Origin of the sequence: Pseudomonas sp. S07E 245 (assembly GCF_019599025.1) — a bacterium.
Classification (GTDB): Bacteria; Pseudomonadota; Gammaproteobacteria; order Pseudomonadales; family Pseudomonadaceae; genus Aquipseudomonas; species Aquipseudomonas shirazensis.
Window position 1 is genome coordinate 37,080 of sequence record NZ_CP080625.1, and the last position, 25,461, is coordinate 62,540.

The window sequence follows — 25,461 nt, forward strand, 5'->3', positions numbered from 1 at the left end:
ATTACCTAGCGCAGGCCGCGCTGAGCTTCGTCAAGTTCGCGGATGTACTTGAACACCTTGCGCGCAGCAGCCGGCGGCTTGTCCCGGGCTTTTTCGTGCTGGGCATGGCGGATCAACGAGCGCAGTTGCTGACGGTCGGTTTCAGGGTATTCCTGAACAAACCGCTCAAGGTCCTCGTCGTTGCCGTCGACCAGCCGATCGCGCCAGCGCTCAAGGCCGTGAAAGCGTTCGTTGTACTGGCGGGTAGAGCTGTCGAGTTGCTCGATCACCGCAAGAATTGCGTCGGTGTCCTGGTCGCGCATCAGCTTGCCGACGAACGACATATGGCGTTTGCGGGCGATGTGCGCGGTGTGCTTGCTGGCATCGGCCAAGGCCTTGCGCAGCGGGTCGGTCAAGGGCAGGCGCGCCAGGGTGTCAGGCTTGAGCGTCGTCAGGCGCTCGCCGAGTTCAACCAGTGCATGTAGCTCGCGCTTGATCTGGGTTTTGCTTTTTTCGCCATCGAAGGCGTCGTCGTATGAATCAACCATGGTGGCCGTCCGCTAGAAATCGCCGCCATGATAACCAGTCGGGGGCCAATTGTCCGGCCCGGTCGTAGAATGACCCTAGCCGTAAGCAGAATTTGAGTGGAGAAGACCATGAGTGCAGTCCAGAGCATAGGCCCGAAGGACCTGCCGGCCTTGCAGGAGCAAGTCGAGGCGATCGTTGCCGAAGCGCGCCGCCAGGGTGCCAGCGCCTGCGAGGTGGCGGTGTCGCTGGAGCAGGGTTTGTCGACCACGGTGCGTCAGCGCGAGGTCGAGACGGTCGAGTTCAACCGTGACCAGGGCTTTGGCATCACCCTCTATGTCGGCCAGCGCAAGGGCTCGGCGAGTACCTCGGCCAGCGGCCCGGAGGCCATTCGCGAAACCGTTGCTGCAGCCCTGGCGATTGCCAAGCACACCTCGGAAGACGAATGCGCCGGGCTGGCCGATGCCGCCCTGATGGCCCGCGATATCCCTGAGCTTGACCTGTATCACGATTGGGACATCAGCCCCGAGCAGGCCATCGAGCAGGCACTGGCCTGTGAGGCCGCTGCTTTTGATGCCGATCCGCGGATCAAGAATGCCGACGGCACCACCCTCAACACCCATCAGGGCTGCCGTGTTTACGGCAACAGCCATGGCTTTATCGGCGGCTATGCTTCGACCCGGCACAGCCTCAGTTGCGTGATGATTGCCGAAGCCGACGGGCAGATGCAGCGCGACTACTGGTATGACGTCAACCGCCAGGGCGAACTGCTGGCCGACCCGCGCAGCATTGGCCTGCGTGCAGCGCAACGTGCCGCAAGCCGCCTGGGTGCGCGCCCGGTGCCGACCTGCGAAGTGCCGGTGCTGTTCTCTGCCGAGCTTGCCGGTGGCCTGTTCGGCAGCTTTCTTGGGGCGATCTCGGGCGGCAACCTGTACCGCAAGTCGTCGTTCCTCGAAGGCTCGCTGGGGCAGCGCCTGTTCCCTAGCTGGCTGACCCTGGATGAACGCCCGCACTTGCCGCGGGCACTGGGCAGCGCGGGGTTCGACGGCGATGGCCTGGCCACCTACGCCAAGCCGTTCGTCGAAAACGGCGAACTGGTGGCGTACCTGCTCGGTACCTATTCAGGGCGCAAGCTGGGCTTGCCAAGCACTGCCAACTCGGGGGGCGTGCACAACCTGTTCGTCACCCATGGCGTCGAAGATCAAGCTGCATTGATTCGGCGCATGGGCCGTGGCCTGTTGGTAACCGAGCTGATGGGACATGGTCTGAACATGGTCACGGGTGATTACTCTCGTGGCGCAGCGGGCTACTGGGTCGAAAACGGCGAGATTCAGTTCGCTGTGCAGGAAGTGACCATTGCCGGCAATATGAAGGACATGTTTCAGCAGATTGTGGCGATTGGCAGCGATCTTGAAACCCGCAGCAATATCCACAGCGGCTCTGTGCTGATCGAGCGCATGACGGTCGCGGGCAGCTAAAACCCTCCGTTGTGCCAGTTGCACATCCCGGACCCGGCCATCGCGCCGGGTCTTTTGTTTTTGCCTTCGGGGTTGAAGTGATTCTATTTATCACTTAATAATGAATATCATTACACAGTCCGGCAGTGATGATATTCATGAATACCGTACTCCATGAGTTGCCCTACCTGGAAAACTGGCGTTGGCTGAGCCGGCGCATTCGCTGCGCGCTCGACCCCGACGAGCCGCGACTGATCGAGCATTACCTGGCCGAAGGTCGCTACCTGGTGTGCTGCACCGCGACCTCGCCATGGACCGTCGCCCTCACTTCCCTGCGCCTGCTGCTGGATACCGCCAGCGACCGCATGCTGCCCTGGCACTGGCGCGCGCAGTGCCTGGACCAGGCCTGGCGGCCGCTGCTGGACCTGCGCAGCCTCGATCGCCTCGAGCAGAACCAGCGCTGGCAGCCCTATGCCATGCAGCTCGCCAATTGCGTGCTGCTGCCTTCGATTTCCCCCGACGAACTGTTGCAAGGAATTGACCATGAGTAATACCCGTATCGAGCGTGACAGCATGGGTGAACTGCAGGTGCCGGCCCAGGCCCTGTATGGCGCTCAGACCCAGCGCGCGGTCGATAACTTCCCGATCAGCGGCCAGCGCATGCCGGTGCAGTTCATCCGTGCACTGTTGCTGGCCAAGGCGGCAGCGGCCAAGGCCAACGTCGAACTCGAGCAGATCTCGCCGGCGCAAGGCCAGGCCATCGTCCAGGCGGTCGAGCAGTTGCTGGCCGAGGATTTCATTCAGCACTTCCCGGTCGACGTTTATCAGACGGGTTCTGGTACCAGCTCGAACATGAACGCCAACGAGGTGATTGCCACCTTGGCCAGCCGCGTCCAGGGCGAGCCAGTCAACGCTAATGACCACGTCAACTGTGGCCAGAGCAGCAACGACATCATCCCCACTACCATCCATGTCAGCGCTGCGCTGGCCGTGCACGAGCAGTTGCTGCCGGCACTGCGCCACCTGGTGCAGGTGATCGATGCCAAGGCCGTCGAGGTGCATCAGTACGTCAAGACCGGCCGCACTCACCTGATGGATGCCATGCCGGTGCGCATGAGCCAGGTATTGGCTGGCTGGGCGGCACAGATCCGCGCTGCCTTGAGCCATCTTGAAGCGACCCTGCCGAGCCTGCAGGCGCTGGCCCAAGGCGGCACTGCGGTAGGTACCGGGATCAACGCTCACCCGCAGTTCGCCGCCGGTTTCGCCCGCCAGCTGAGCGGCCTGACCGCGATCGAATTCACCCCCGGTGACAATCTGTTTGCCCTGATCGGTTCGCAGGACACTGCCGTGGCGCTGTCTGGCCAGCTGAAAACCACCGCCGTTGCCCTGACCAAGATCGCCAACGACCTGCGCTGGATGAACTCCGGCCCGCTGGCGGGCCTGGGCGAGATCGAACTGCAGGCCCTGCAGCCTGGCTCTTCGATCATGCCGGGCAAGGTCAACCCGGTGATTCCCGAGGCGACCGCCATGGTGGCTGCACAAGTCATCGGCAACGACGCCACCATCGCCGTGGCCGGACAGTCGGGCAACTTCGAACTCAACGTGATGCTGCCGGTAATCGCTCGCAATCTGCTGGAGAGCATCGAGCTGATGGCCAACGCCAGCCGCTTGCTGGCCGACAAGGCCATCGCGACCTTCAAGGTCAATGAAAGCAAGCTCAAGGAAGCCCTGGCGCGCAACCCGATTCTGGTCACCGCGCTGAACCCGATCATCGGCTACCTGAAGGCCGCCGAGATCGCCAAGACCGCTTACAAGCAAGGCCGGCCGATCATCGACGTGGCGTTGGAGCACACCGACCTCTCGCGTGACCAGCTCGAAGCCTTGCTTGACCCGGAAAAACTCACCGCTGGCGGTATCTGACCGTCCAGGAGGCACGTCATGCAGCACTGGAAACGCACCACCGATCACGCCAACCGGCTGTTTGCCCAAGGCGACTGGGTCGACGCTCGGGAGTATTACCTGCAAGCGCTGGCCCTGGCCCAGGTGCTGCTCGAGCGCTGGCATGACGTTGACGAGGCGGTTGCCGCACTGGTCATCGCCCATCACAACCTGGCCGATCTGCACCTGCGCCTGAACCAACCCCACGAAAGCGCGGATTACCTCTGCGCTGCCCATCAGCGCCTGCTGCAGGCCAGCCACGAGCCACGACTGCCGCAGCCGCTACGCGAGGCGGCACTGCGCCACAGCGCACGTACCTACACCGAGCTGCTCAATTTCATTGCCGAGTACGGCCAGTACCCGCGCACCGCGCGCTTGCTCAACCGCCAGGCTGGCGCGGCGAGCGAGCTGATTGCTGCGCCGGAAGTTGCACCTCACTCACATAATTACGGAATCCACTGACATGCCGCATACCTTGCCTGCACTGCCGTACGCCTACGATGCGCTGGAACCGCACATCGACGCCCAGACCATGGAAATCCACCACAGCAAGCATCACCAGACCTACATCAACAACCTCAACGCGGCCATCGAGGGCACCGAGTGGGCTGAGTGGCCGGTGGAAAAACTGGTTGGCGCGGTCAAGCAATTGCCTGAAAAGTTGCAGGCAGCGGTGATCAACCAGGGCGGTGGCCACGCCAACCACAGCTTGTTCTGGACTGTTATGGCGCCCAATGGCGGCGGCGTGCCGCAAGGCGAGGTGGCCAAGGCCATCGAGCAGCAATTAGGTGGCTTTGATGCTTTCAAGGAGGCTTTCACCAAGGCTGCGCTGAGCCGCTTCGGCAGTGGCTGGGCCTGGCTCAGCGTGACCCCGACCAAGCAACTGGTGGTCGAGAGCAGCGGCAACCAGGACAGCCCGCTGATGCACGGCAACACGCCGATCCTCGGTCTGGACGTGTGGGAGCACGCCTACTACCTGAAGTACCAGAACCGCCGGCCTGAATACATTGGCGCGTTCTACAACGTGGTCGATTGGGCCGAAGTGGAACGCCGCTATCAGCAAGCCTTGAAGTGAGCCTAACCGGTATGCGCTCGCAGGTGATGTCTGTCAGCAGTGTGCGCCTGTTTCGTCTGGCGCTGGGGACTGTGCTGTTGCTGGTCGGGACTGCGCTGCTGGTGGCACGCGGGATCGATTGGCTGGGCCTGGAGCCGCGCATGCTGCGGGCTCTGGAGGGCGGTGCACTGTGCGCTCTGGGTACTGCGCTGGGCGCGGTGCCGGTGTTGGTGATCCGCAATATGCCGGTGGCGGTGGCTGACACCTTGCTCGGCTTCGGCGCTGGAGTGATGCTGGCAGCGACTGCGTTCTCGCTGATCATGCCGGGCCTGGCCGCTGCAGAGGCGATCGGTTTCAGCCCATGGGGCGCCGGTGGGCTGATCAGTTTTGGCCTGCTGTTCGGCGCGCTTTGCCTGTTTCTGGTCGACCTCAAGGTCTCGGGTGCTTCACCCGAAGCCTTGGTCGGTAACGGCAATCAGCCGGTTATCGCGGCGCGGATCTGGTTGTTCGTGATTGCCATCATTGCCCATAACATTCCTGAAGGGATGGCCATTGGCGTATCGGCCGGTGGCGGCATGCCGGACGCCGACAGCCTGGCCATGGGCATCGCCCTGCAGGATGTGCCGGAAGGTCTGGTGATCGCCTTGGTGCTGGCCGGGGCGGGGATGTCGCGCCTCAAGGCTTTCTTGATCGGCGCGGCCTCGGGCCTGGTCGAGCCGCTGGCAGCAGTGATCTGCGCGTGGCTAGTGAATGTTGCCGAACTGCTGTTACCGTTGGGCCTGGCCTGCGCGGCGGGAGCGATGTTGCTGGTGGTGACGCAGGAGATCATTCCGGAATCACGCAGCAACGGCAACTATCGCCTGGCAAGCCTGGGGCTGTGCGTGGGCTTCTGCCTGATGATGGTGATGGACACGGCCATGTCGTGACCGTTTGCTGGTCCAGCGCTGCGGCAGCGCTGGGCCTGGCAGCGGCGGGGCGTTATTCGCCTTCGTCGAAGTAGTTGTTGATCAAATCCACCACGGCCTGGAGTGCCTCGTCTTCCTGCTCGCCCTCGGTGAACAGGTGCACCTGAGTGCCCTTGCCCGCTGCGAGCATCATCACCGCCATGATGCTTTTGCCATCGACCAGCTTGTCTGGCGCCCGGCCGACCCTCACCTGGCAAGGAAAGCGCCCGGCCACGCCGACGAACTTGGCGGCCGCTCGGGCGTGCAGGCCCAGCTTGTTGATGATGGTGATTTCGCGGGCGGGCATGTTCGGGTAAATCCTGTGGGCTAGAGGTCGCGGTGGCGGACCTGGACGTTTTTCAAGGATTGCTGCAGAACCTGGCCGAGGCGCTCGGTCAGGTACACCGAGCGATGGTGGCCGCCGGTGCAGCCGATGGCGATGGTGACATAGGCACGGTTGCTGGCGGCGAAGCGCGGCAGCCATTTGAGCAGATAGCTGGAGATGTCCTGGAACATCTCTTCGACATCCGGCTGCGCAGCCAGGTAATCGATGACTGGCTGATCCAGGCCTGAGTGCTCGCGGATTTCCGGCTTCCAGTACGGATTGGGCAGGCAGCGCACGTCGAACACCAGGTCGGCGTCTACCGGCATGCCCCGCTTGAAGCCAAACGACTCAACTAAAAACGCCGTACCCGGCTCGGGTTGGTTGAGCAGGCGCAGCTTGATCGAATCGCGTAGCTGGTAAAGGTTGAGGTTGGTGGTATCGATCTTCAGGTCGGCAAGGTCGGCAATCGGCCCGAGCATATCGCTCTCGACCCGAATGGCTTCGGCCAGCGAGCGATTGGCGTTGGTCAGTGGGTGACGGCGGCGCGTTTCGGAGAAGCGCTTGAGCAGGGTGTCTTCGTCAGCGTCCAGGTACAGCACATCGCACTGGATGTGCCGTGCGCGGGCATCCTCGAGCAGCTCGGGGAAGCGTGACAGATGGCCTGGCAGGTTGCGCGCATCAATCGAGACAGCAACCTTGGGCTGCATCAGCTCGGTATTGATCAACGCGTTTTCAGCCAGCTGCGGCAGCAACCCGGCGGGCAGGTTGTCGATGCAGTAGAAGCCATTGTCTTCCAGCACGGCAAGTGCAGTGCTCTTGCCGGAGCCAGAGCGGCCGCTGACGATGATCAGGCGCATGCTCAGCTCCCGTTTTGCACGTCCAGGACGACCTGGTACAAGGCCTTGTTGTCTCTCGCAGCGCGCAGACGCTTACGCACATCTTCGCGATCGAGCATGCTGGCAATCTGGCGCAACAGCTCAAGGTGAGCATCGGTGGCAGCTTCGGGCACCAGCAGGACGAACAGCAGGTCCACGGGGGCGCCATCGATGGCGTCGAAATCGATTGGATGATCCAGGTGGAGCAGGGCGCTGACCGGATTGGCGCAGCCCTTGAGGCGGCAGTGCGGAATGGCGATGCCATTGCCGAACCCGGTGGAGCCCAGTTTTTCGCGGGCGATCAGCTTCTCGAAGACTTCTTGCTGGTCGAGCTCGCTGACTTCGCTGGCTACGACCTTGGCGATTTCTTCGAGGGCGCGTTTCTTACTGCTGACGCCCGGCACGTTCACCAGGGAACGGCCGGGGGTCAGGATGGTTTCAAGTCGGATCATGGATGAGGGGGATCAGCGAGCAGCTGCACCTTGCAGGAGACTTTGCTGTTTTTCCTTGTGTTTTTTCAGTTGGCGGTCGAGCTTGTCAGCCAAATTGTCGATGGCTGCATACATGTCTAGATCTTCGGCATTGGCAACCACTTCGCCGCCCGGAATCTGCAGAGTCGCTTCGATCTTCTGCTGCAGTTTCTCGACTTTCATGATCACCGTAACGTTGGTGATCTTGTCAAAGTGCCCTGCGAGTCTCTTCAGCTTCTGCTCGACGTAGTCGCGCAGTGGTGGGGTTACTTCTACATGGTGTCCACTGATGTTGACTTGCATACAGCTTCTCCTTTGTTGCCCGTGCATAAAGAGGCAGGTCTTGCACCTGCCACAAAAACGCTGTGGCACATCCCGGGGCTACATCAGTCGCTTGCGTTCACTCGACGGTGCTATGCCGAGCGACTCGCGGTACTTGGCGACGGTGCGACGGGCTACCTGGATGCCTTGTGCCTCCAGTAAACCAGCGATCTTGCTGTCACTCAATGGCTTTTTCTGATTTTCCGCTGCAACCAGTTTCTTGATGATCGCGCGGATCGCCGTGGACGAGCATTCACCGCCTTCGGAGGTGCTGACGTGGCTCGAGAAAAAGTATTTCAACTCAAAGATGCCACGCGGAGTGTGCATGTACTTCTGGGTGGTGACGCGGGAGATGGTCGACTCATGCATGCCCACTGCTTCGGCGATGTCATGCAGCACCAACGGTTTCATCGCCTCGTCGCCGTACTCGAGAAAATCGCGCTGGTGCTCGACGATCTGCGTGGCGACCTTCATCAAGGTCTCGTTGCGGCTCTGCAGGCTCTTGATGAACCAGCGCGCTTCCTGCAACTGGTTGCGCATGAAGGTGTTGTCGGCGCTGGTATCGGCGCGGCGGACAAAGCCTGCATATTGCGGGTTGACCCGCAGGCGCGGCATGGCCTCCTGGTTCAGCTCGACCAGCCAGCGGTCGGTGTCCTTGCGCACGATCACGTCAGGCACCACGTACTCCGGCTCGCTCGACTCGATCTGCGAACCAGGCCGCGGATTGAGGCTCTGCACCAGCTCGATGACCTGCCGCAGCTCGTCTTCCTTGAGCTTCATACGGCGCATCAGCTGGCTGTAGTCGCGGCTGCCGAGCATATCGATGAAGTCGCTGACCAGGCGCTTGGCCTCGGTCAACCAAGGCGTATTGGCCGGCAACTGACGCAGCTGCAGCAGCAGGCACTCGCCCAGGTTGCGTGCGGCAACGCCGGCGGGTTCGAACTGTTGAATACGGTGCAGCACGGCCTCGACTTCATCGAGCTCTATGTCGAGCTCCGGGTCAAAGCCTGCGCAGATTTCTTCGAGGGTGTCTTCCAGATAGCCTTGCTGGTTGATGCTGTCGATCAGCGTTACTGCAATCAGGCGATCGGTATCGGACATCGGCGCCAGGTTCAGTTGCCACAGCAAGTGGCTTTGCAGGCTCTCGCCAGCAGAGGTGCGGGTGGTGAAGTCCCACTCGTCATCGTCGTTGCTGGGCAGGCTGCTGGCGCTGGTCTGGTAGACATCTTCCCAGGCGGTGTCGACCGGTAGTTCGTTGGGAATGCGCTCGTTCCAGTCGCCTTCTTCAAGGTTCTGACTGGCGGCGCTGCCTTCCTGCAGGCTGCCATCCTGAAAACCGCTGTCCTGGAAGCTGTTCTCCAGGTTTTCGGCGCTTGGCTTGCTTTCGGCACTGTCGGCCAGCGGGTCGCTGTTGTCGAAGTCTTCGCCATCTTCCTGGCGTTCGAGCATCGGGTTGGATTCCAGCGCTTCCTGAATTTCCTGTTGGAGGTCCAGGGTCGAGAGCTGAAGCAGACGAATGGCCTGTTGCAACTGCGGGGTCATCGTCAGTTGCTGGCCCATTTTTAGGACGAGCGATGGTTTCATAGCTTGGGCTTAATACCTTGTCCGCCGGCGCATCTGCGCCATCCACTACACGAAGGGCGCCGCGGCGCCAATTTCAAGCAAGTTATATGCCTTAATTTGTAGCGTTTGCCTAGAGCACTGTAACACTTAAGCTGTTTTAGCTTGCTGCTGCCAGTGCCCAGGCAAGGGCCTCAGAGCCGGAACTCGTGGCCCAGGTAGACTTCCTTGACCAGATCGTTGGCCAGAATGGTCTCGGCATCGCCTTCGGCGATCAGTTGACCATCGTTGACGATGTAGGCTGTCTCACAGATATCCAGCGTCTCGCGGACGTTGTGGTCGGTGATCAACACACCGATACCCTTGGCCTTGAGGTGATGAATGATCTGCTTGATGTCACCTACCGAGATCGGGTCGACGCCAGCGAACGGTTCATCCAGCAGAATGAACTTGGGTGCGGTGGCCAGGGCGCGGGCAATCTCGACACGGCGGCGTTCGCCACCGGAAAGGCTCATGCCGAGGTTGTCGCGGATGTGGCTGATATGGAATTCCTGCAGCAGGCTTTCCAGCTCCTTGCGACGGCCGTCACGGTCGAGTTCCTTGCGCGTTTCGAGGATCGCCATGATGTTGTCGGCAACCGACAGCTTGCGGAAAATCGACGCTTCCTGCGGCAGGTAGCCAATCCCGGCACGGGCGCGGCCGTGCATGGGTTGGTAGCTGACGTCATTGTTGTCGATCAGCACGCGGCCTTGATCGGCCTGAACCAGGCCGACGATCATGTAGAAGCAGGTGGTCTTGCCGGCACCGTTGGGGCCGAGCAAGCCGACGATCTGGCCGCTGTCGATCGACAGGCTGACGTCGCGAACCACCTGGCGGCCCTTGTAGCTCTTGGCCAGATGCTGGGCTTTGAGAGTCGCCATTTACTCGGCCTTCTTCTTCGGCTGGATCACCATGTCGATGCGCGGACGCTTGGTCGTGGCGGCGCCACCGGCATTGCCTGCGGTTGCGACCTGCGACTTGGTGTTGTAGACGATCTTCTCGCCTTCGGTGGTGTTGCTTTCATTCTCGACCTTGGCGCGGTCGGTCAGAATCACCGTGTCTTTTTGCGCCTGGTATTGAATGGTCACGGCCCAGCCTTTCATCTTGTCGGGCTTGGCGGCGTCCTGCTGTTGCTCGAAGTAGGCCAGGTTGCCCACCGAAGTCACCACGTCGATGTCGCCATTGGCGGCACGGGTCATGGTCACGGTGTTGCCTTTGATCATCATCGAGCCTTGGGTGATGATCACGTCGCCGCGGTAGGTAGCTACGCCTTGTTTGTCATCCAGGTGAGCGTCGTCGGCCTGGATACGAATTGGCTGGTCACGATCGTTCGGCAGGGCCAAGGCGCTCGCGCTTCCCAGTGCTGCGCTCAGGCTGAGCAAAAAAGGGAGGGTTTTAACGAGCCTCATACTGTCCTCTTACGTTGGACAGCAGGTCCATCCTGCCGTCTTTCAAATACGCTTTCATGCCAACGCCGGTGGTGGTGCCGCCGGCGCCGTCGATTCTAACGGCTTGCTCGGTCTGCGCATATTGCTTCTGCGGGAACACCGTCATGCGCGTGCTGGTAATGATGGTTTCGCGTTGTTTTTCGTCGGTGCGAGCAACCCGTACCTTGTCGATCAGCTCGACCTCGGTGCCATCCGGGTTGACCTCGGCACGCACGCTCTGGACATGCCAGGGATACGCGGTGCCGCGATACATGTGCAGGTCTGGCGTGGTCAGCAGTGTGACTTCGCTGGCCTTGAGGTGCTCGACCTTGTCGGCGGTCATTTCATATTGCATCTTGCCGTCAGGCAAGAACTGCACGCTGTGGGCATTGATCGCATAGTAGTCGATGGCGCTTTCGTCGGCCTGGGCCTGTGGCTTGTCGAGGAAGCTCTCGGGGCTGACGTTCCAGTAGCCGACCGCTACCAGCAGGGCAGCGATCAGCCCCAGCAGCGCGATGTTTTTAGCTTTTTTGCTGAACATGTGCGGCCTTACAGGTAGTTGGCGTTGGCAGCGTCCAGGGTACCCTGGGCCTGCATGATCAGTTCACAGAACTCGCGGGCAGCACCTTCGCCGCCGCGGGCCTGGGTTACCCCGTGGGCGTTCTGGCGGACGAACACGGCAGCGTTGGCTACGGCCATGCCCAGGCCGACCCGGCGAATCACTGGCAGGTCGGGCAGGTCGTCGCCCAGGTAGGCGACCTGCTCATAGCTTAGGCCCAGTTCAGCGAGCAGGCCGTCCAGAACCACCAGTTTATCCTCGCGGCCCTGAAACAGGTGCGGGATGCCGAGGTTCTTCGCCCGACGCTCGACCACCGGGGTCTTGCGCCCGCTGATGATTGCCGTGGTCACACCCGAGGCCATGAGCATCTTGATGCCCTGGCCGTCGAGGGTGTTGAAGGTCTTGAATTCGCTGCCGTCTTCAAGGAAGTACAGGCGGCCGTCGGTGAGCACACCGTCGACGTCGAAAACGGCCAGCTTGATGGCTTTGCCGCGTTGCAGGATGTCTTCGCTCATGGCATCTCCGTTCATCACATGACTCCGGCGCGGAGCAGGTCGTGCATGTTCAGCGCGCCGGTCGGGCGATCGTGCTGATCGACCACGACGAGGGCGCCGATCTTGTGGTCTTCCATGATCTTCAAGGCTTCAGCGGCGAGCATCTCGGCGCGGGCAGTCTTGCCGTGCACGGTCATCACCTCATCGATCAGGGTGGTGTGTACATCGATATTGCGGTCCAGGCTGCGGCGCAGGTCGCCGTCAGTGAACACGCCAGCCAGGGTACCGTCGTTTTCCAGCACGACGGTCATGCCCAAACCTTTACGGGACATTTCCAGCAGCGCTTCCTTGAGCAGGGTGCCACGTCGCACCTGCGGCAGCTCGTCGCCCGAGTGCATGACGTTTTCGACCTTGAGCAGCAAACGTCGGCCAAGGGCGCCGCCGGGGTGCGAGAAGGCGAAATCCTCGGCCGAGAAGCCGCGGGCCTCAAGCAGGGCGATCGCGAGGGCGTCGCCGAGCACCAGCGCTGCGGTGGTCGAGGAAGTTGGTGCCAGGTTCAGCGGGCAGGCTTCCTGCGCCACGCGCGCATCGAGGTTGGCCTCGGCCGCTTGCGCCAGCTGTGAATCGGGGTTGCCGGTGAGGCTGATCAGCTGAATGCCAAGGCGCTTGATCAATGGCAGCAGGGTAACGATCTCGGCAGTGCTGCCGGAGTTGGACAGCGCCAGGATCACGTCATCACGGGTGATCATGCCCATGTCACCGTGGCTGGCTTCGGCCGGATGGACAAAAAATGACGGCGTACCGGTACTGGCCAGGGTCGCCGCGATCTTGTTGCCGATATGCCCGGACTTGCCCATGCCAACCACGACCACACGGCCTTTGCTGGCCAGAATCAGTTCGCAGGCCTTGACGAAATTGTCGTCGATACGCGGCAACAGGCCCTCAACAGCCTCGAGTTCCAGGCGCAAAGTGCGCTGGGCAGATTGGATCAGCTCGCTGGATTGGCTCATGTCGAAAAGCAATGCCTGATGAAAAGGCGCCGATTATAGCCGCAATGTGCGAAAGGCTCATCACTGGATTGTCATAAGCCTGCCGCGGCCGCCTGTCATTCGCCTGAATGACGCTGCGATAGCCTTGGGGCGGGCTCGCCTGCGGTGCTATAGTTCGCCGCTGATTCGGCCCGGGTGGGGCGTGTGTGCCTTCACGATGAGGGCAGGCGTCCATTGGACGAGGCTGTATTGCAAGGAGTCTAGATGAGTGTGGATAGCGCCTACGCGGTCGAGTTGAAGGGGGTTACCTTCAAGCGCGGTTCGCGCAGCATTTTCAGTAATGTCGACATCCGCATTCCACGCGGAAAGGTCACTGGCATCATGGGGCCATCGGGGTGCGGCAAGACCACCCTGTTGCGCCTGATGGGCGCCCAGCTGCGCCCCGCCAGCGGCGAAGTGTGGGTGGCCGGGCAGAATTTGCCGACGCTGTCGCGCAGTGATCTGTTCGATGCACGCAAGCAGATGGGCGTGCTGTTTCAGAGCGGTGCATTGTTCACCGACCTCGACGTGTTCGAGAACGTTGCCTTCCCGCTGCGGGTGCACACCGAGCTGTCGGAAGAGATGATCCGCGACATCGTCCTGATGAAACTGCAGGCCGTTGGCCTGCGCGGCGCCATCGACCTGATGCCCGACGAACTCTCCGGCGGCATGAAGCGGCGGGTGGCGTTGGCGCGGGCAATTGCCCTCGACCCGCAGATTCTCATGTACGACGAGCCATTCGTCGGCCAGGATCCTATCGCGATGGGTGTTCTGGTGCGTTTGATCCGTCTGCTCAACGATGCCCTTGGCATTACCAGTATCGTCGTGTCGCACGACCTGGCGGAAACCGCGAGCATCGCCGACTACATCTACGTAGTGGGTGATGGCCAGGTGCTGGGTCAGGGCACTCCGGACGAGCTGATGGGCTCGGACAATCCGCGCATCCGCCAATTCATGAAGGGCGATCCGGACGGACCGGTACCTTTCCATTTTCCTGCGCCTGACTACCGCGCCGATCTGCTGGGGACGCGTTGATGCGCCGAAGATCCTTACTTGAACGCGTACGCCTGCTCGGTCGCTCGGCCATCGATGTAGTGGCAGTACTGGGTCGTTCGTGCCTGTTCCTGGGCCATGCCCTGGTCGGCCGGGGCGGGCTTGGCGGTGGCTTCCAGCTGCTGGTCAAGCAGCTTTATTCAGTCGGCGTGCTGTCGCTGGCGATCATTGTCGTCTCCGGCATGTTCATCGGCATGGTGCTGGCCCTGCAGGGCTACAGCATCCTCACCAAATACGGCTCCGAGCAAGCGGTCGGGCAGATGGTTGCTCTGACGCTGTTGCGCGAACTCGGCCCGGTCGTCACTGCGCTGCTGTTTGCCGGTCGCGCCGGCTCTGCGCTGACTGCCGAAATCGGCAACATGAAGTCGACCGAGCAGTTGTCGAGCCTGGAAATGATCGGCGTCGACCCACTCAAGTACATCGTTGCACCGCGGCTGTGGGCCGGCTTCATTTCGCTGCCGCTGCTGGCGCTGATGTTCAGCGTGGTGGGGATCTGGGGTGGCTCGTGGGTGGCAGTCGACTGGCTGGGTGTCTACGAAGGCTCGTTCTGGGCCAACATGCAGAACAGTGTTTCATTCACCGATGACGTGCTCAACGGCCTGGTCAAAAGCCTGGTGTTTGCCTTCGTCGTGACCTGGATTGCCGTTTTCCAGGGGTATGACTGTGAGCCCACTTCAGAGGGGATCAGCCGTGCCACCACCAAGACCGTGGTCTATGCCTCGTTGGCAGTGCTGGGTCTGGACTTTATTCTGACCGCCTTGATGTTTGGAGATTTCTGATGCAAAACCGCACCCTGGAAATCGGTGTCGGCCTGTTCCTCCTGGCCGGGATCCTGGCGTTGCTGCTGCTGGCCCTGCGTGTCAGCGGGCTGTCGGCCAGCCCGACCAGCGATACCTATAAAGTTTACGCGTACTTCGACAATATCGCCGGTTTGACGGTCAGAGCTAAAGTGACCATGGCCGGTGTGACCATCGGCAAGGTCACGGCCATCGATCTGGATCGCGATTCCTACACCGGTCGGGTCACGCTGCAGCTGGACAAGAACGTCGATAATCTGCCGGTCGACTCCACTGCATCGATCCTGACCGCCGGGTTGCTCGGCGAGAAGTACATCGGTATCAGCGTGGGTGGTGAGGATCAGGTGCTCAAAGATGACAGCACCATCCATGACACCCAGTCTGCCCTGGTACTGGAAGATCTGATTGGCAAGTTCCTGCTCAATACCGTTGGCAAAGAACCGAAAGAAGCCAACCCAGCTAATTAAGGAGTTTCCATGATCTCGATCCTGCGACGCGGTTTGCTGGTCCTGCTGGCGGCTTTCCCCCTGCTGACCACCGCTGCACCTGGGCAAACCGCCCGAGAAGTGATTCAGACCACCACCGATCAGTTGCTCAGCGACCTCAAGGCCAACAAGCAGCAATACAAGGCTGACCCGCAGGCGTTCTACGATGCTCTCAACAGCAACCTCGGCCCGGTGGTCGACGCTGATGGCATCTCCAAGAGCATCATGACCGTCAAGTATTCGCGCAAGGCTACGCCTGCGCAGATGCAGCGCTTCCAGGAGAACTTCAAGCGCAGCTTGATGCAGTTCTATGGCAATGCCTTGCTCGAGTACAACAACCAGGGCATCACCCTCGACCCTGCCAAGGGCGATGAAGGTGATCGCACCAGCGTGGGCATGAAGGTCACCGGTACCAATGGTTCGATTTACCCGGTGCAATACACCATGGTCAAACTGGATGGCGAGTGGAAGGTGCGTAACGTCATCGTCAACGGCATCAACATCGGCAAGCTGTTCCGTGACCAGTTCGCCGACGCCATGTCGCGCAATGGCAATGACCTGGACAAGACCATCGACGGCTGGGCAGGTGAAGTGGCCAAGGCCAAGCAAACCGCCGACAGTTCGCCGGAGAAGGCAGTCAAATGAGTGAAACCAGCGTAAGCATGGCCGAGCCGGGCGTGCTGCGTCTGGCTGGCGTGCTGGACTTTCGCACGGGCCCCGCCCTACGCAAGCAGGGCAAGGCACTGATTGCCGCCTGTGGTGAGCAGCAGGTAATGCTGGACTGCTCGGCGGTAGTCAAGTCGAGCAGTGTCGGCTTGTCGTTACTGCTGGCATTCATGCGTGATGCGCAGGCCGCAGGCAAGTCCTGGGCACTGCGTGGCATGCCTGATGACATGCGTGAAATCGCCGAGGTCTATGACCTCGACGAAGTGTTGGCGGGCTGATTGCCCGGCAAGGTGAAAAGGCCCCTCGGTCAGCGTGCCCATTGATGGGCTTCGCAGGCGAGGGGCTTTTTTGTATGATGGCCGACCCGCGCGCACAGGGCGCCGATTGAGGTTGAGCATGCAGGCCGTAGAAGTTAAGAGCTTCCTTGAAGCGAAATTGCCCGGAACCCGGGTCGAAGTTGAAGGCGAAGGCTGCAACTTCCAGTTGAACGTGATCAGCGACGAGCTGGCGGGGCAGAGCCCGGTAAAGCGTCAACAGGCGATCTATGCTCACCTGAATCCGTGGATTGCCGATGGCAGTATCCACGCGGTAACCATGAAATTTTTCAGCAGCGCAGCCTGGGCTGAGCGCACCTGAGCCAACTTGGCGGCGAGATCCTAATGGACAAACTGATTATTACTGGCGGCCCTCGTCTCGATGGCGAGATCCGCATTTCCGGGGCAAAGAACGCTGCCCTGCCGATCCTTGCAGCAACGCTGCTGTGCGATGGTCCAGTGACCGTCGGCAACCTGCCGCACCTGCACGACATCACCACCATGATCGAGCTGTTCGGGCGCATGGGCATCGAGCCTGTGATCGATGAGAAGCTGGCAGTCGAAATCGATCCGCGTGCAATCAAGACACTGGTTGCGCCGTACGAGCTGGTCAAGACCATGCGCGCCTCGATTCTGGTACTGGGGCCGATGGTTGCCCGCTTCGGCGAGGCTGAAGTTGCCCTGCCTGGCGGTTGCGCGATCGGTTCGCGTCCGGTTGACCTGCACATCCGCGGCCTTGAGGCCATGGGTGCAAAAATTGAAGTCGAAGGCGGCTACATCAAGGCCAAGGCGCCTGAAGGCGGCCTGCGCGGTGCGCACTTCTTCTTCGACACGGTGAGCGTGACCGGCACCGAAAACATCATGATGGCTGCTGCTCTGGCCCGCGGCCGCAGCGTTCTGCAGAACGCCGCACGCGAACCGGAAGTGGTCGACCTGGCCAACTTCCTGATCGCCATGGGTGCCAACGTCCAGGGCGCGGGCACCGACACCATCACCATCGATGGCGTCGAGCGTCTGCACTCGGCCCACTACCGGGTCATGCCTGACCGTATCGAAACCGGCACCTACCTGGTGGCGGCTGCCGTCACTGGCGGTCGGGTCAAGGTCAAGGACACCGATCCGACCATCCTTGAAGCAGTCCTCGAGAAGCTCAAGGAAGCCGGCGCCGATATCACCACCGGCGAAGACTGGATCGAGCTGAACATGCACGGCAAGCGGCCCAAAGCCGTCAACCTGCGCACCGCCCCGTATCCGGCGTTCCCGACCGACATGCAGGCGCAGTTCATCTCGCTCAACGCCATTGCCGAAGGCACTGGAGCAGTGATCGAGACGATCTTCGAAAACCGCTTCATGCATGTTTACGAAATGCACCGCATGGGCGCGCACATCCAGGTCGAAGGCAACACTGCCATCGTTACCGGGGTCAAGACCCTCAAGGGCGCGCCAGTGATGGCCACCGACCTGCGTGCCTCGGCGAGCCTGGTGTTGTCGGCTCTGGTTGCCGAGGGCGACACCTTGATCGATCGCATCTACCACATCGACCGTGGTTACGAGTGCATCGAAGAGAAGCTGCAAATGCTCGGCGCGAAGATCCGCCGCGTACCGGGCTAACCTGCCCAGGCGCATGGACGCGCCAACGAATTCAATGCAGCCGGGCTTTGCTCCCGGCTGCTGTAGCCGCTTAAGGACCGACGTTTGCCATGTTGACCATCGCGCTATCCAAAGGCCGCATTCTCGACGATACCCTGCCGTTGCTGGCCGAAGCCGGTATCGTGCCCACCGAGAACCCGGACAAGAGCCGCAAGCTGATCATCCCCACGACTCAGGATGACGTGCGCCTGCTGATCGTGCGCGCCACCGACGTGCCGACCTATGTCGAGCATGGGGCGGCCGACCTCGGTGTGGCTGGCAAGGACGTGCTCATGGAGTACGGCGGCCAGGGCCTGTATGAGCCGCTGGACCTGCAGATCGCCTGCTGCAAGCTGATGACCGCCGGTGTTGTCGGCGCACCCGAGCCTAAGGGCCGTCTGCGTGTGGCCACCAAGTTCGTCAATGTTGCCAAGCGTTACTATGCCGAACAGGGCCGTCAGGTCGACATCATCAAGCTGTACGGCTCGATGGAGCTGGCGCCGCTGATCAACCTCGCCGACAAGATCATCGACGTGGTCGACACCGGCAATACCCTGCGTGCCAACGGCCTCGAGCCGCAAGAGCTGATCGCCATGGTCAGCTCGCGTCTGGTAGTGAACAAGGCTTCGATGAAGATGCAGCATGCGCGCATCCAGAGCCTGATCGACACCCTGCGCCAAGCGGTCGAGTCGCGACACCGCGGTTGACTCCTGCGCACGACCTTCGCTGTCGTGCCCGTCTATCCGCGCCATAGCCAATTTTCTCAGGTGCCCGCGCGGATCGACTGGTAGCCTAGGGCGCCTGAGCATTCGCTACTATTCGAGGCCCTCGCCATGACCGTGTCCACTGCAATTGCCCGTCTCAACGCCGCTGATCCGGATTTCGCCCGACATCTGGATCATCTGCTGAGCTGGGAGAGTGTGTCCGATGACGCGGTCAACCAGCGCGTGCTCGACATCATCAAAGCCGTCCGTGAGCGCGGTGATGCCGCCTTGGTCGAGTTCACCCAGCGTTTCGATGGCGTGCAGGCGACCTCCATCAACGATCTGATTCTTGACCGTGCCCGGCTGGAACTTGCGCTTACGCGGATTACCGCGAGCCAGCGTGAAGCCCTGGAAAAAGCCGCCGAGCGCGTGCGCAGCTACCACCAGCGGCAGAAGCAGGATTCCTGGCAGTACACCGAAGCCGACGGCACCGTGCTTGGCCAGAAGGTCACGCCACTGGACCGCGCTGGCTTGTACGTTCCCGGCGGCAAAGCGTCCTATCCGTCGTCGGTGTTGATGAACGCGATTCCGGCCAAGGTTGCCGGTGTTGGCGAAGTAGTCATGGTGGTGCCGACGCCGCGTGGCGAGCTCAACGAGCTGGTGCTCGCGGCGGCCTGCATCGCTGGGGTTGACCGGGTGTTCACGGTCGGCGGCGCTCAGGCCGTGGCTGCGCTTGCCTACGGTACCGAGAGCGTGCCGCAGGTCGACAAGATCGTCGGCCCGGGCAATATCTATGTGGCCACCGCCAAGCGCCATGTGTTCGGTCAGGTCGGCATCGACATGATCGCCGGCCCGTCGGAAATCCTGGTGGTCTGCGACGGCCAGACTGATCCGGACTGGATCGCCATGGACCTGTTCTCCCAGGCCGAGCACGATGAAGATGCCCAAGCCATTCTGGTCAGCCCGGATGCGGAGTTTCTGGATCGGGTGGCGGCCAGTATCGACAAACTGATGCCGACCCTGGAGCGCGCCGAGATCATCGAAAAGTCGATCAATGGCCGTGGTGCACTGATCCACGTGCGCGACATGCAGCAGGCCATCGAAGTGGCCAACCGGATTGCTCCGGAGCACCTTGAACTGTCGGTTGCCGACCCGCAGGCCTGGCTGCCGCAGATCCGCCACGCCGGTGCGATCTTCATGGGCCGCCACACCAGCGAGGCGCTGGGCGATTACTGCGCAGGCCCCAACCACGTCCTGCCAACCTCCGGCACCGCGCGCTTCTCGTCGCCGCTGGGCGTGTATGACTTCCAGAAGCGCTCGTCGATCATCTTCTGCTCCGAGCAGGGCGCTTCCGAGCTCGGCCACACCGCATCGGTGCTGGCCCGTGGCGAATCGCTGACGGCCCACGCCCGCAGCGCCGAATACCGTATCCGCACCACTGCCGAGGGCAACTGAACATGAGTCGATTCTGGAGCCCATTCGTCAAGGACCTGGTGCCTTACGTACCCGGCGAGCAGCCCAAGCTGACCCGCCTGATCAAGCTCAACACCAATGAAAACCCCTATGGCCCGTCGCCCAAGGCGCTGGAGGCCATGCGTGGGGAGCTGAACGACAACCTGCGGCTGTACCCGGACCCTAACAGTGACCGGCTCAAGCAGGCCGTGGCCGAGTATTACGGTGTGAGCAGCGGCCAGGTGTTTGTCGGCAATGGCTCGGACGAGGTGCTTGCGCACATTTTCCATGGCCTGTTCCAGCACGGCGCGCCGCTGCTGTTCCCTGATGTGAGCTACAGCTTCTATCCGGTGTACTGCGGTCTGTACGGCATTGCGTTCGAGCAGATCGCCCTGGACGAGCAGTTCCAGATCCGCGTCGAAGATTATGCCAAGCCCAACGGCGGCATCATCTTCCCCAACCCGAACGCGCCTACGGGCTGCCTGTTGGCGCTGGAGGCGATCGAGCAGTTGCTGCAGGCCAACCCTGACTCGGTGGTGGTGGTAGACGAAGCCTACATCGACTTCGGCGGCCAGACGGCGATCAGCCTGGTCGACCGTTACGACAACCTGCTGGTCACCCAGACCTTGTCCAAGTCGCGCTCGCTGGCCGGCCTGCGGGTAGGCTTGGCGGTGGGCCACCCGGACCTGATCGATGCGCTGGAGCGGATCAAGAACAGCTTCAACTCCTATCCGCTCGACCGCATGGCGATCGTCGGCGCCGCGGTAGCGTTCGAGGACCGCGAGTACTTCGACGAGACCTGTCGCCAGGTCATCGACAGCCGCGAGGCCTTGGTCGCGCAGCTGCAGGCCAAGGGTTTCGAGGTGCTGCCGTCAGCGGCCAACTTCATCTTTGCCCGCCACCCGCAGCACGACGCTGCCGAGCTTGCGGCGCGCCTGCGCGAGCAAGGGGTGATCGTGCGTCACTTCAAACAAGCGCGAGTTGCCCAGTTCCTGCGCATCACCATCGGTACGCCGCAGATGAACCAGGCGCTGGTCGATGCCCTGGGCTGAGTAAGCCAGGCGGCCCGGCCCTCACTTGCGAGGGCCGGCTTTGCTCATCGGACTTGATGACGATCGCCAACAGCAACAGCGTCAGTACCACCAGCCCGATGACGATACCCATGGCTATGTGGTTACGCATTCACGTTCAGCCCTGTAAAAAAGCGCTACAGCCTCCCAAAGTCGCACCGCAGCCGCAACTGACAAAAATGCCAAGTGGCGGCAGGCCAGCTTTCAGTTACAATCCGATAATTCGTAGGATGATTGGTTGAGTTGGTTGCGACATGGGAAATGAACTGATCAAGCGTTCGCTGGTGGAGCTGGCGGTCGAGCAATTGCGCCGGCGGATCGTCGAGGGCAGTTGGAAAGTAGGTGAGCGCCTGCCGACCGAGCCAGAGCTGGCCGCCGAGCTCGGCATCAGCCGCAATACCGTACGCGAGGCCATGCGCGTGCTTGCTTTCAGCGGTCTGGTCGAAGTCCGCCAGGGTGATGGCAGCTACCTGCGTACCGCGCAGGATCCGCTCCACGCGATACAGGCCATGGCCCGCTGCACGCCCGAACAGGCGCGCGAGACCCGCCACATTCTCGAGGCTGAAGCGATTGGTCTGGCAGCCCTGCGGCGCACCGAGCAGGACCTGCTGGAGCTGCGCGCAGCCCTTGCCGGCAGCGCCGAGCACTATCACGCCGACCTCGATACCTATGTGCACTGCGATCTGCTGTTCCACCAGCGCCTGGTCGATGCCGCGCACAACCCTGCCTTGAGCGAGCTGTACCGATACTTCTCCGGTGTCGTGGCCGCTGCCCTGGAACGCAACATGAGCGCGCTGCCGCGCTGCCAGGCGGTGTTCGATCTGCACGGAGAGATTCTCGATGCGGTTGAACAACGCGATCCGGAACGGGCCAAGCGTCTGTGCCGGGCCCTTATCGAATCCTGACTGCGAGACCATCATGGCTGACCAACTGACCCGCTCTGCGCCTGTGCGTGAGACCGAACTGGATGAACTGCTGATCGATGCCGAGGCCGATGACGAACAGGTGCAACAGCAGCCGCCAGCCATTCACCGGCCCTGGCTGTTGCTGTTGGGGCTGGTGCTGGTTGCGCTGAACCTGCGGCCGGCCCTGTCGAGCATGGCGCCAGTGCTCGGCCAGGTTGCCGAGAGCCTGGGCTTGAGTGCTGCGCAATCGGGCCTGCTGACGACCTTGCCGGTGCTGTGCCTGGGTTTGTTTGCGCCACTGGCGCCGTTGCTGGCACGCCGCTTCGGCAGTGAGCGGGTGGTACTGGGCATTCTCTTCACGTTGGCCCTGGGGATTGTCCTGCGCAGTACGTTCGGCGCGACCGGAGTATTTCTCGGCAGCCTGCTGGCGGGGGCGAGTATCGGCGTCATTGGCGTGCTCTTGCCCGGTATCGTCAAGCGCGACTTTCCCAAGCATGCCGGGACTTTGACCGGTGTCTACACCATGGCCTTGTGCCTGGGTGCAGCGCTGGCCGCTGGCGCCACCGTTCCTCTGAGCCACGCCTTGGGCGACAGCTGGTCGCTCGGCCTGGGCTTCTGGATGCTGCCGGCGCTGCTGGCGATGCTGGTGTGGTTGCCGCAGGCGAAGCAGCGGCATGCCGGGCACAAGGTCGCTTATCGCGTGCGTGGCCTGTGGCGTGACCCGCTGGCGTGGCAAGTGACGCTGTACATGGGCTTGCAGTCGTCGCTGGCGTATATCGTGTTTGGCTGGCTGCCGTCGATTCTGATCGGCCGTGGCCTGAGCCCCACCGAAGCAGGGCTGGTGTTGTCCGGCTCGGTCATCGTGCAGCTGATCAGCGCGCTGAGTGCGCCGTGGCTGGCGACCCGCGGCAAGGATCAGCGGCTGGCGATTGTGCTGGTCATGCTGGTAACGCTGGTGGGTTTGTTTGGCTGCTTGTACGCGCCGTTGGGCGGGCTGTGGGGCTGGGCGGTGTTGCTTGGGCTGGGGCAGGGCGGCACTTTCGCTCTGGCGCTGACCCTGATCGTGCTGCGCTCCAAAGATGCCCACGTGGCCGCCAATCTGTCGAGCATGGCTCAAGGCGTCGGTTACACCCTGGCGTCGATGGGACCCTTTGCCGTTGGCGTGGTGCATGATCTGACGGGCGGCTGGGCTGCCTTGGGGTGGATCTTTGCGGTGATCGGTGGCGGTGCCATCCTGTTTGGCCTCAAGGCCGGCCGGGCGCTGCATGTACAGGTGACCTGTGAGCGTATCCAAGGCTGAGCAGGGCCTGGCATTCACCTGGCAAATGAGCGTGGCAATCCTTGGCGTCTGGCTTTATCGTGCCGCTGTTGACCCGGACCATGGATGCCACGCATGAGCGACACCTCACACGCCCTGATTACCCGCTTCTACCAGGCGTTCCAGCGCCTGGATGCCGAGGCCATGATCGCCTGTTACAGCGCGGACATCGTCTTCACTGACCCGGTCTTCGGTACTTTGCGCGGTCAGGAGGCGGGCGCCATGTGGCGCATGCTCACCTCGCGCGCGGAAGACTTCAGCCTGACCTTCGATCAAGTGCGTGGCGAGCCAGGCGGCGCCAGCGCGCATTGGGTGGCAACCTATCTGTTCAGCCAGACCGGGCGTACCGTGATCAACGATATCCGCGCACGGTTCGTGATCGAGGACGGTCTGATCACCGAGCACCATGACAACTTCGACCTGTGGCGCTGGTCGCGCCAGGCATTGGGCATGCCTGGCGTGCTGCTGGGTTGGACGCCGCTGCTGCAGAACAAGCTGCGTCAGCAAGCGCGCAAGGGCTTGCAGGCGTTTACCCGAGCCCGTTGAGCTGGTCTAGTCTGCACCAACCGCCTGTTCCTCCGGGGGACTCGGCCTTATCCCACGCTGCGACGATCACCTCGTTCCACGGAAACGCCAGCGTTGCGGCGAAGATTTTCTTGGACATGATGAAGCCCCGTTGATGTGGGGCTCATCAAGCTAATGCCGGGCAGGAGCAAAGTCGTGAGTGAACAAGTTCCGCCTCCGGCGGAAAAACCCTGGTACGTATATCTGGTGCGCGCGCTGAATGGCTCGCTGTACTGCGGTATCAGTGATGATCCGCAGCGCCGCTTCAAGGTGCACCAGCAGGGGCGTGGTGCGCGCTATTTCAAGACCAGCCCGGCGCAGGCGCTGGTCTATGTCGAAGCCTGGCCAGACCGCTCCGAGGCTTTGCGTCAGGAGCGGCTGGTGAAGAAGCTGCGCAAGTCGGCCAAGGAAGCCTTGGTCGCGTCCTGGTCTGGTTTTACTCAGCCCGACGCTTGAGCTGATCGATCAGCTGGGTTGGCAGGCCCTTGATGATCAAAGTGCCGGCTTCTTCGTCATACTCCACTTTTGACCCGAGCAAGTGCGCCTCGAAGCTGATCGACAAGCCTTCGGCACGGCCGGTGAAACGGCGGAACTGGTTCAGTGTGCGTTTATCCGCCGGGATCTCTGGCGACAGGCCGTAGTCCTTGTTGCGGATGTGATCGTAGAACGCCTTGGGCCGCTCTTCGTCGATCAGGCTGGAGAGCTCTTCAAGGCCGACCGGCTCGCCCATCTTGGTCTGGCTGGTGGCGTAGTCGACAAGCGTCTGGGTCTTCTCGCGCGCGGACTCTTCCGGCAGGTCTTCGCTCTCGACGAAATCACTGAAGGCCTTGAGCAGAGTGCGTGTTTCGCCGGGACCGTCGACGCCTTCCTGGCAGCCGATGAAGTCGCGGAAATACTCCGAGACCTTCTTGCCGTTCTTGCCCTTGATGAACGAGATGTACTGTTTGGAGTTGAGATTGTTCTTCCACTCCGACAGGTTGATCCGTGCGGCCAGGTGCAACTGCCCCAGGTCCAGGTGGCGCGAGGGCGTTACGTCGAGCTCGGCGTTCACGGCCACGCCGTCACTGTGGTGCAGCAGGGCAATCGCCAGGTACTCGGTCATGCCTTGCTGGTAATGGGCGAACAGCACGTGGCCGCCGGTGGAGAGGTTGGACTCTTCCATCAGCTTTTGCAGGTGCTCGACGGCGGTGCGACTGAAGGCGGTAAAGCCTTGCTCCTCGTTCAGGTACTGCTTGAGCCAGCCACTGAACGGGTAGGCACCGGACTCACCATGGAAGAAACCCCAGGCCTTGCCCTGCTTGGCGTTGTAGTTGTCGTTGAGGTCGGCCAGGAGGTTTTCGATGGCATCCGATGCAGCCAGCTCGTTATCCCGTGCGTGGAGCACGGCGGGGCTGCCATCGGGCTTCTTGTCGATCAGGTGGACGATGCAATGACGGATAGGCATGGAAAATCTCGGCAGTAGCTGGAGCGCGGTTTGCGAGTACTCGCGGGGCGCTGGGCAAAGTGGCT

General features: G+C 61.8%; 32 protein-coding genes. 20 read left to right on the top strand and 12 right to left on the bottom strand.

Annotated features, from left to right (window positions below):
* Window positions 1–5 precede the first annotated feature (5 nt).
* Window positions 6–527: a ribosome biogenesis factor YjgA gene (gene yjgA / locus K3F44_RS00175; RefSeq protein WP_101316835.1), complete on the bottom strand. Its 522-nt coding sequence runs from the start codon at window positions 525–527 to the stop codon at window positions 6–8.
* Window positions 528–635: 108 nt separating this feature from the next.
* On the opposite strand from yjgA, the gene pmbA reads away from it, so the two are divergent.
* From pmbA to K3F44_RS00205, 6 genes are all read left to right on the top strand, one after another.
* Entirely contained in the window at window positions 636–1,982 is a 1,347-nt protein-coding gene (gene pmbA / locus K3F44_RS00180; protein WP_101316837.1) for a metalloprotease PmbA, read from the top strand.
* A gap of 128 nt (window positions 1,983–2,110) precedes the next feature.
* Window positions 2,111–2,512, top strand: a complete 402-nt coding sequence (locus tag K3F44_RS00185) for a FagA protein (RefSeq protein WP_178080747.1) — start codon at window positions 2,111–2,113, stop codon at window positions 2,510–2,512.
* On the top strand, window positions 2,505–3,881 hold the full coding sequence (locus tag K3F44_RS00190) for a lyase family protein (RefSeq protein ID WP_220633143.1): 1,377 nt from the start codon (window positions 2,505–2,507) through the stop codon (window positions 3,879–3,881). Before K3F44_RS00185 ends, K3F44_RS00190 begins: the two co-directional genes overlap by 8 nt.
* 18 nt (window positions 3,882–3,899) lie before the next feature.
* Window positions 3,900–4,361, top strand: a complete 462-nt coding sequence (locus K3F44_RS00195; RefSeq protein WP_101316843.1) for a hypothetical protein — start codon at window positions 3,900–3,902, stop codon at window positions 4,359–4,361.
* Window position 4,362: 1 nt separating this feature from the next.
* Window positions 4,363–4,974 (top strand): superoxide dismutase, encoded by a 612-nt coding sequence (locus tag K3F44_RS00200; RefSeq protein ID WP_150572060.1) that lies wholly within the window; start codon window positions 4,363–4,365, stop codon window positions 4,972–4,974.
* Window positions 4,975–4,985: 11 nt separating this feature from the next.
* Window positions 4,986–5,879 (top strand): ZIP family metal transporter, encoded by an 894-nt coding sequence (locus tag K3F44_RS00205; RefSeq protein ID WP_188035470.1) that lies wholly within the window; start codon window positions 4,986–4,988, stop codon window positions 5,877–5,879.
* A 52-nt stretch (window positions 5,880–5,931) separates the two neighbouring features.
* Here K3F44_RS00205 and K3F44_RS00210 read toward each other — a convergent pair whose 3' ends face one another.
* From K3F44_RS00210 to K3F44_RS00255, 10 genes are all read right to left on the bottom strand, one after another.
* The gene (locus K3F44_RS00210; protein WP_101316850.1) at window positions 5,932–6,204 is read right to left on the bottom strand and encodes an HPr family phosphocarrier protein; all 273 of its coding nucleotides are present in this window, start codon (window positions 6,202–6,204) and stop codon (window positions 5,932–5,934) included.
* A 20-nt stretch (window positions 6,205–6,224) separates the two neighbouring features.
* Window positions 6,225–7,079 (bottom strand): RNase adapter RapZ, encoded by an 855-nt coding sequence (gene rapZ, locus K3F44_RS00215; protein ID WP_101316852.1) that lies wholly within the window; start codon window positions 7,077–7,079, stop codon window positions 6,225–6,227.
* A 2-nt stretch (window positions 7,080–7,081) separates the two neighbouring features.
* The gene (gene ptsN / locus K3F44_RS00220; RefSeq protein ID WP_101316854.1) at window positions 7,082–7,549 is read right to left on the bottom strand and encodes a PTS IIA-like nitrogen regulatory protein PtsN; all 468 of its coding nucleotides are present in this window, start codon (window positions 7,547–7,549) and stop codon (window positions 7,082–7,084) included.
* Window positions 7,550–7,561: 12 nt separating this feature from the next.
* Window positions 7,562–7,870, bottom strand: coding sequence for a ribosome hibernation-promoting factor, HPF/YfiA family (gene hpf / locus K3F44_RS00225; RefSeq protein ID WP_101316856.1), 309 nt, complete (start codon window positions 7,868–7,870; stop codon window positions 7,562–7,564).
* Window positions 7,871–7,948: 78 nt separating this feature from the next.
* Entirely contained in the window at window positions 7,949–9,472 is a 1,524-nt protein-coding gene (locus K3F44_RS00230) for an RNA polymerase factor sigma-54 (RefSeq protein ID WP_101316858.1), read from the bottom strand.
* A 170-nt stretch (window positions 9,473–9,642) separates the two neighbouring features.
* Window positions 9,643–10,368 carry an LPS export ABC transporter ATP-binding protein gene (lptB, locus tag K3F44_RS00235; protein ID WP_220633144.1) on the bottom strand — a complete coding sequence of 242 codons (726 nt, stop codon included), beginning with the start codon at window positions 10,366–10,368 and terminating at the stop codon, window positions 9,643–9,645.
* Window positions 10,369–10,896, bottom strand: a complete 528-nt coding sequence (lptA, locus tag K3F44_RS00240) for a lipopolysaccharide transport periplasmic protein LptA (RefSeq protein ID WP_101316862.1) — start codon at window positions 10,894–10,896, stop codon at window positions 10,369–10,371. It lies immediately after the preceding gene.
* Window positions 10,883–11,455: an LPS export ABC transporter periplasmic protein LptC gene (gene lptC, locus K3F44_RS00245; protein ID WP_101316864.1), complete on the bottom strand. Its 573-nt coding sequence runs from the start codon at window positions 11,453–11,455 to the stop codon at window positions 10,883–10,885. Before lptC ends, lptA begins: the two co-directional genes overlap by 14 nt.
* A gap of 8 nt (window positions 11,456–11,463) precedes the next feature.
* The gene (locus K3F44_RS00250) at window positions 11,464–11,988 is read right to left on the bottom strand and encodes an HAD family hydrolase (RefSeq protein WP_101322952.1); all 525 of its coding nucleotides are present in this window, start codon (window positions 11,986–11,988) and stop codon (window positions 11,464–11,466) included.
* A 14-nt stretch (window positions 11,989–12,002) separates the two neighbouring features.
* Window positions 12,003–12,977 carry an SIS domain-containing protein gene (locus K3F44_RS00255; RefSeq protein ID WP_101316866.1) on the bottom strand — a complete coding sequence of 325 codons (975 nt, stop codon included), beginning with the start codon at window positions 12,975–12,977 and terminating at the stop codon, window positions 12,003–12,005.
* A 243-nt stretch (window positions 12,978–13,220) separates the two neighbouring features.
* On the opposite strand from K3F44_RS00255, the gene K3F44_RS00260 reads away from it, so the two are divergent.
* From K3F44_RS00260 to K3F44_RS00325, 14 genes are all read left to right on the top strand, one after another.
* Complete coding sequence (locus K3F44_RS00260) at window positions 13,221–14,030, top strand: ATP-binding cassette domain-containing protein (RefSeq protein ID WP_101316869.1); 810 nt, start codon at window positions 13,221–13,223, stop codon at window positions 14,028–14,030.
* Window positions 14,030–14,827 carry a lipid asymmetry maintenance ABC transporter permease subunit MlaE gene (gene mlaE / locus K3F44_RS00265; RefSeq protein WP_101316871.1) on the top strand — a complete coding sequence of 266 codons (798 nt, stop codon included), beginning with the start codon at window positions 14,030–14,032 and terminating at the stop codon, window positions 14,825–14,827. The genes K3F44_RS00260 and mlaE overlap by 1 nt, the downstream gene beginning before the upstream one ends.
* Entirely contained in the window at window positions 14,827–15,312 is a 486-nt protein-coding gene (gene mlaD, locus K3F44_RS00270; protein WP_101316874.1) for an outer membrane lipid asymmetry maintenance protein MlaD, read from the top strand. The genes mlaE and mlaD overlap by 1 nt, the downstream gene beginning before the upstream one ends.
* A 9-nt stretch (window positions 15,313–15,321) precedes the next feature.
* Window positions 15,322–15,975: a phospholipid-binding protein MlaC gene (locus K3F44_RS00275; protein WP_101316876.1), complete on the top strand. Its 654-nt coding sequence runs from the start codon at window positions 15,322–15,324 to the stop codon at window positions 15,973–15,975.
* Window positions 15,972–16,274, top strand: coding sequence for a lipid asymmetry maintenance protein MlaB (locus tag K3F44_RS00280; RefSeq protein WP_101316878.1), 303 nt, complete (start codon window positions 15,972–15,974; stop codon window positions 16,272–16,274). Before K3F44_RS00275 ends, K3F44_RS00280 begins: the two co-directional genes overlap by 4 nt.
* A gap of 118 nt (window positions 16,275–16,392) precedes the next feature.
* Window positions 16,393–16,632 carry a BolA family protein gene (locus K3F44_RS00285; protein WP_101316880.1) on the top strand — a complete coding sequence of 80 codons (240 nt, stop codon included), beginning with the start codon at window positions 16,393–16,395 and terminating at the stop codon, window positions 16,630–16,632.
* A 23-nt stretch (window positions 16,633–16,655) separates the two neighbouring features.
* Window positions 16,656–17,921, top strand: coding sequence for a UDP-N-acetylglucosamine 1-carboxyvinyltransferase (murA, locus tag K3F44_RS00290; RefSeq protein WP_101316882.1), 1,266 nt, complete (start codon window positions 16,656–16,658; stop codon window positions 17,919–17,921).
* Between the two features lie 89 nt (window positions 17,922–18,010).
* The gene (hisG, locus tag K3F44_RS00295; protein WP_101316884.1) at window positions 18,011–18,646 is read left to right on the top strand and encodes an ATP phosphoribosyltransferase; all 636 of its coding nucleotides are present in this window, start codon (window positions 18,011–18,013) and stop codon (window positions 18,644–18,646) included.
* Window positions 18,647–18,772: 126 nt separating this feature from the next.
* Window positions 18,773–20,098 carry a histidinol dehydrogenase gene (gene hisD / locus K3F44_RS00300; protein WP_101316886.1) on the top strand — a complete coding sequence of 442 codons (1,326 nt, stop codon included), beginning with the start codon at window positions 18,773–18,775 and terminating at the stop codon, window positions 20,096–20,098.
* Between the two features lie 2 nt (window positions 20,099–20,100).
* Complete coding sequence (hisC, locus tag K3F44_RS00305) at window positions 20,101–21,147, top strand: histidinol-phosphate transaminase (protein WP_150570827.1); 1,047 nt, start codon at window positions 20,101–20,103, stop codon at window positions 21,145–21,147.
* Between the two features lie 272 nt (window positions 21,148–21,419).
* Complete coding sequence (locus tag K3F44_RS00310) at window positions 21,420–22,070, top strand: FadR/GntR family transcriptional regulator (protein ID WP_101316890.1); 651 nt, start codon at window positions 21,420–21,422, stop codon at window positions 22,068–22,070.
* Between the two features lie 13 nt (window positions 22,071–22,083).
* Window positions 22,084–23,370 carry an MFS transporter gene (locus K3F44_RS00315; protein ID WP_101316892.1) on the top strand — a complete coding sequence of 429 codons (1,287 nt, stop codon included), beginning with the start codon at window positions 22,084–22,086 and terminating at the stop codon, window positions 23,368–23,370.
* Window positions 23,371–23,463: 93 nt separating this feature from the next.
* Window positions 23,464–23,934, top strand: a complete 471-nt coding sequence (locus K3F44_RS00320; protein ID WP_220633145.1) for a nuclear transport factor 2 family protein — start codon at window positions 23,464–23,466, stop codon at window positions 23,932–23,934.
* 174 nt (window positions 23,935–24,108) lie between these two features.
* Window positions 24,109–24,408, top strand: coding sequence for a GIY-YIG nuclease family protein (locus K3F44_RS00325; RefSeq protein ID WP_101316896.1), 300 nt, complete (start codon window positions 24,109–24,111; stop codon window positions 24,406–24,408).
* On the opposite strand, the gene yejK is transcribed toward K3F44_RS00325, so the two are convergent.
* Window positions 24,389–25,396, bottom strand: coding sequence for a nucleoid-associated protein YejK (gene yejK / locus K3F44_RS00330; RefSeq protein ID WP_220633146.1), 1,008 nt, complete (start codon window positions 25,394–25,396; stop codon window positions 24,389–24,391). The genes K3F44_RS00325 and yejK overlap by 20 nt on opposite strands.
* Between the last annotated feature and the right edge of the window lie 65 nt (window positions 25,397–25,461).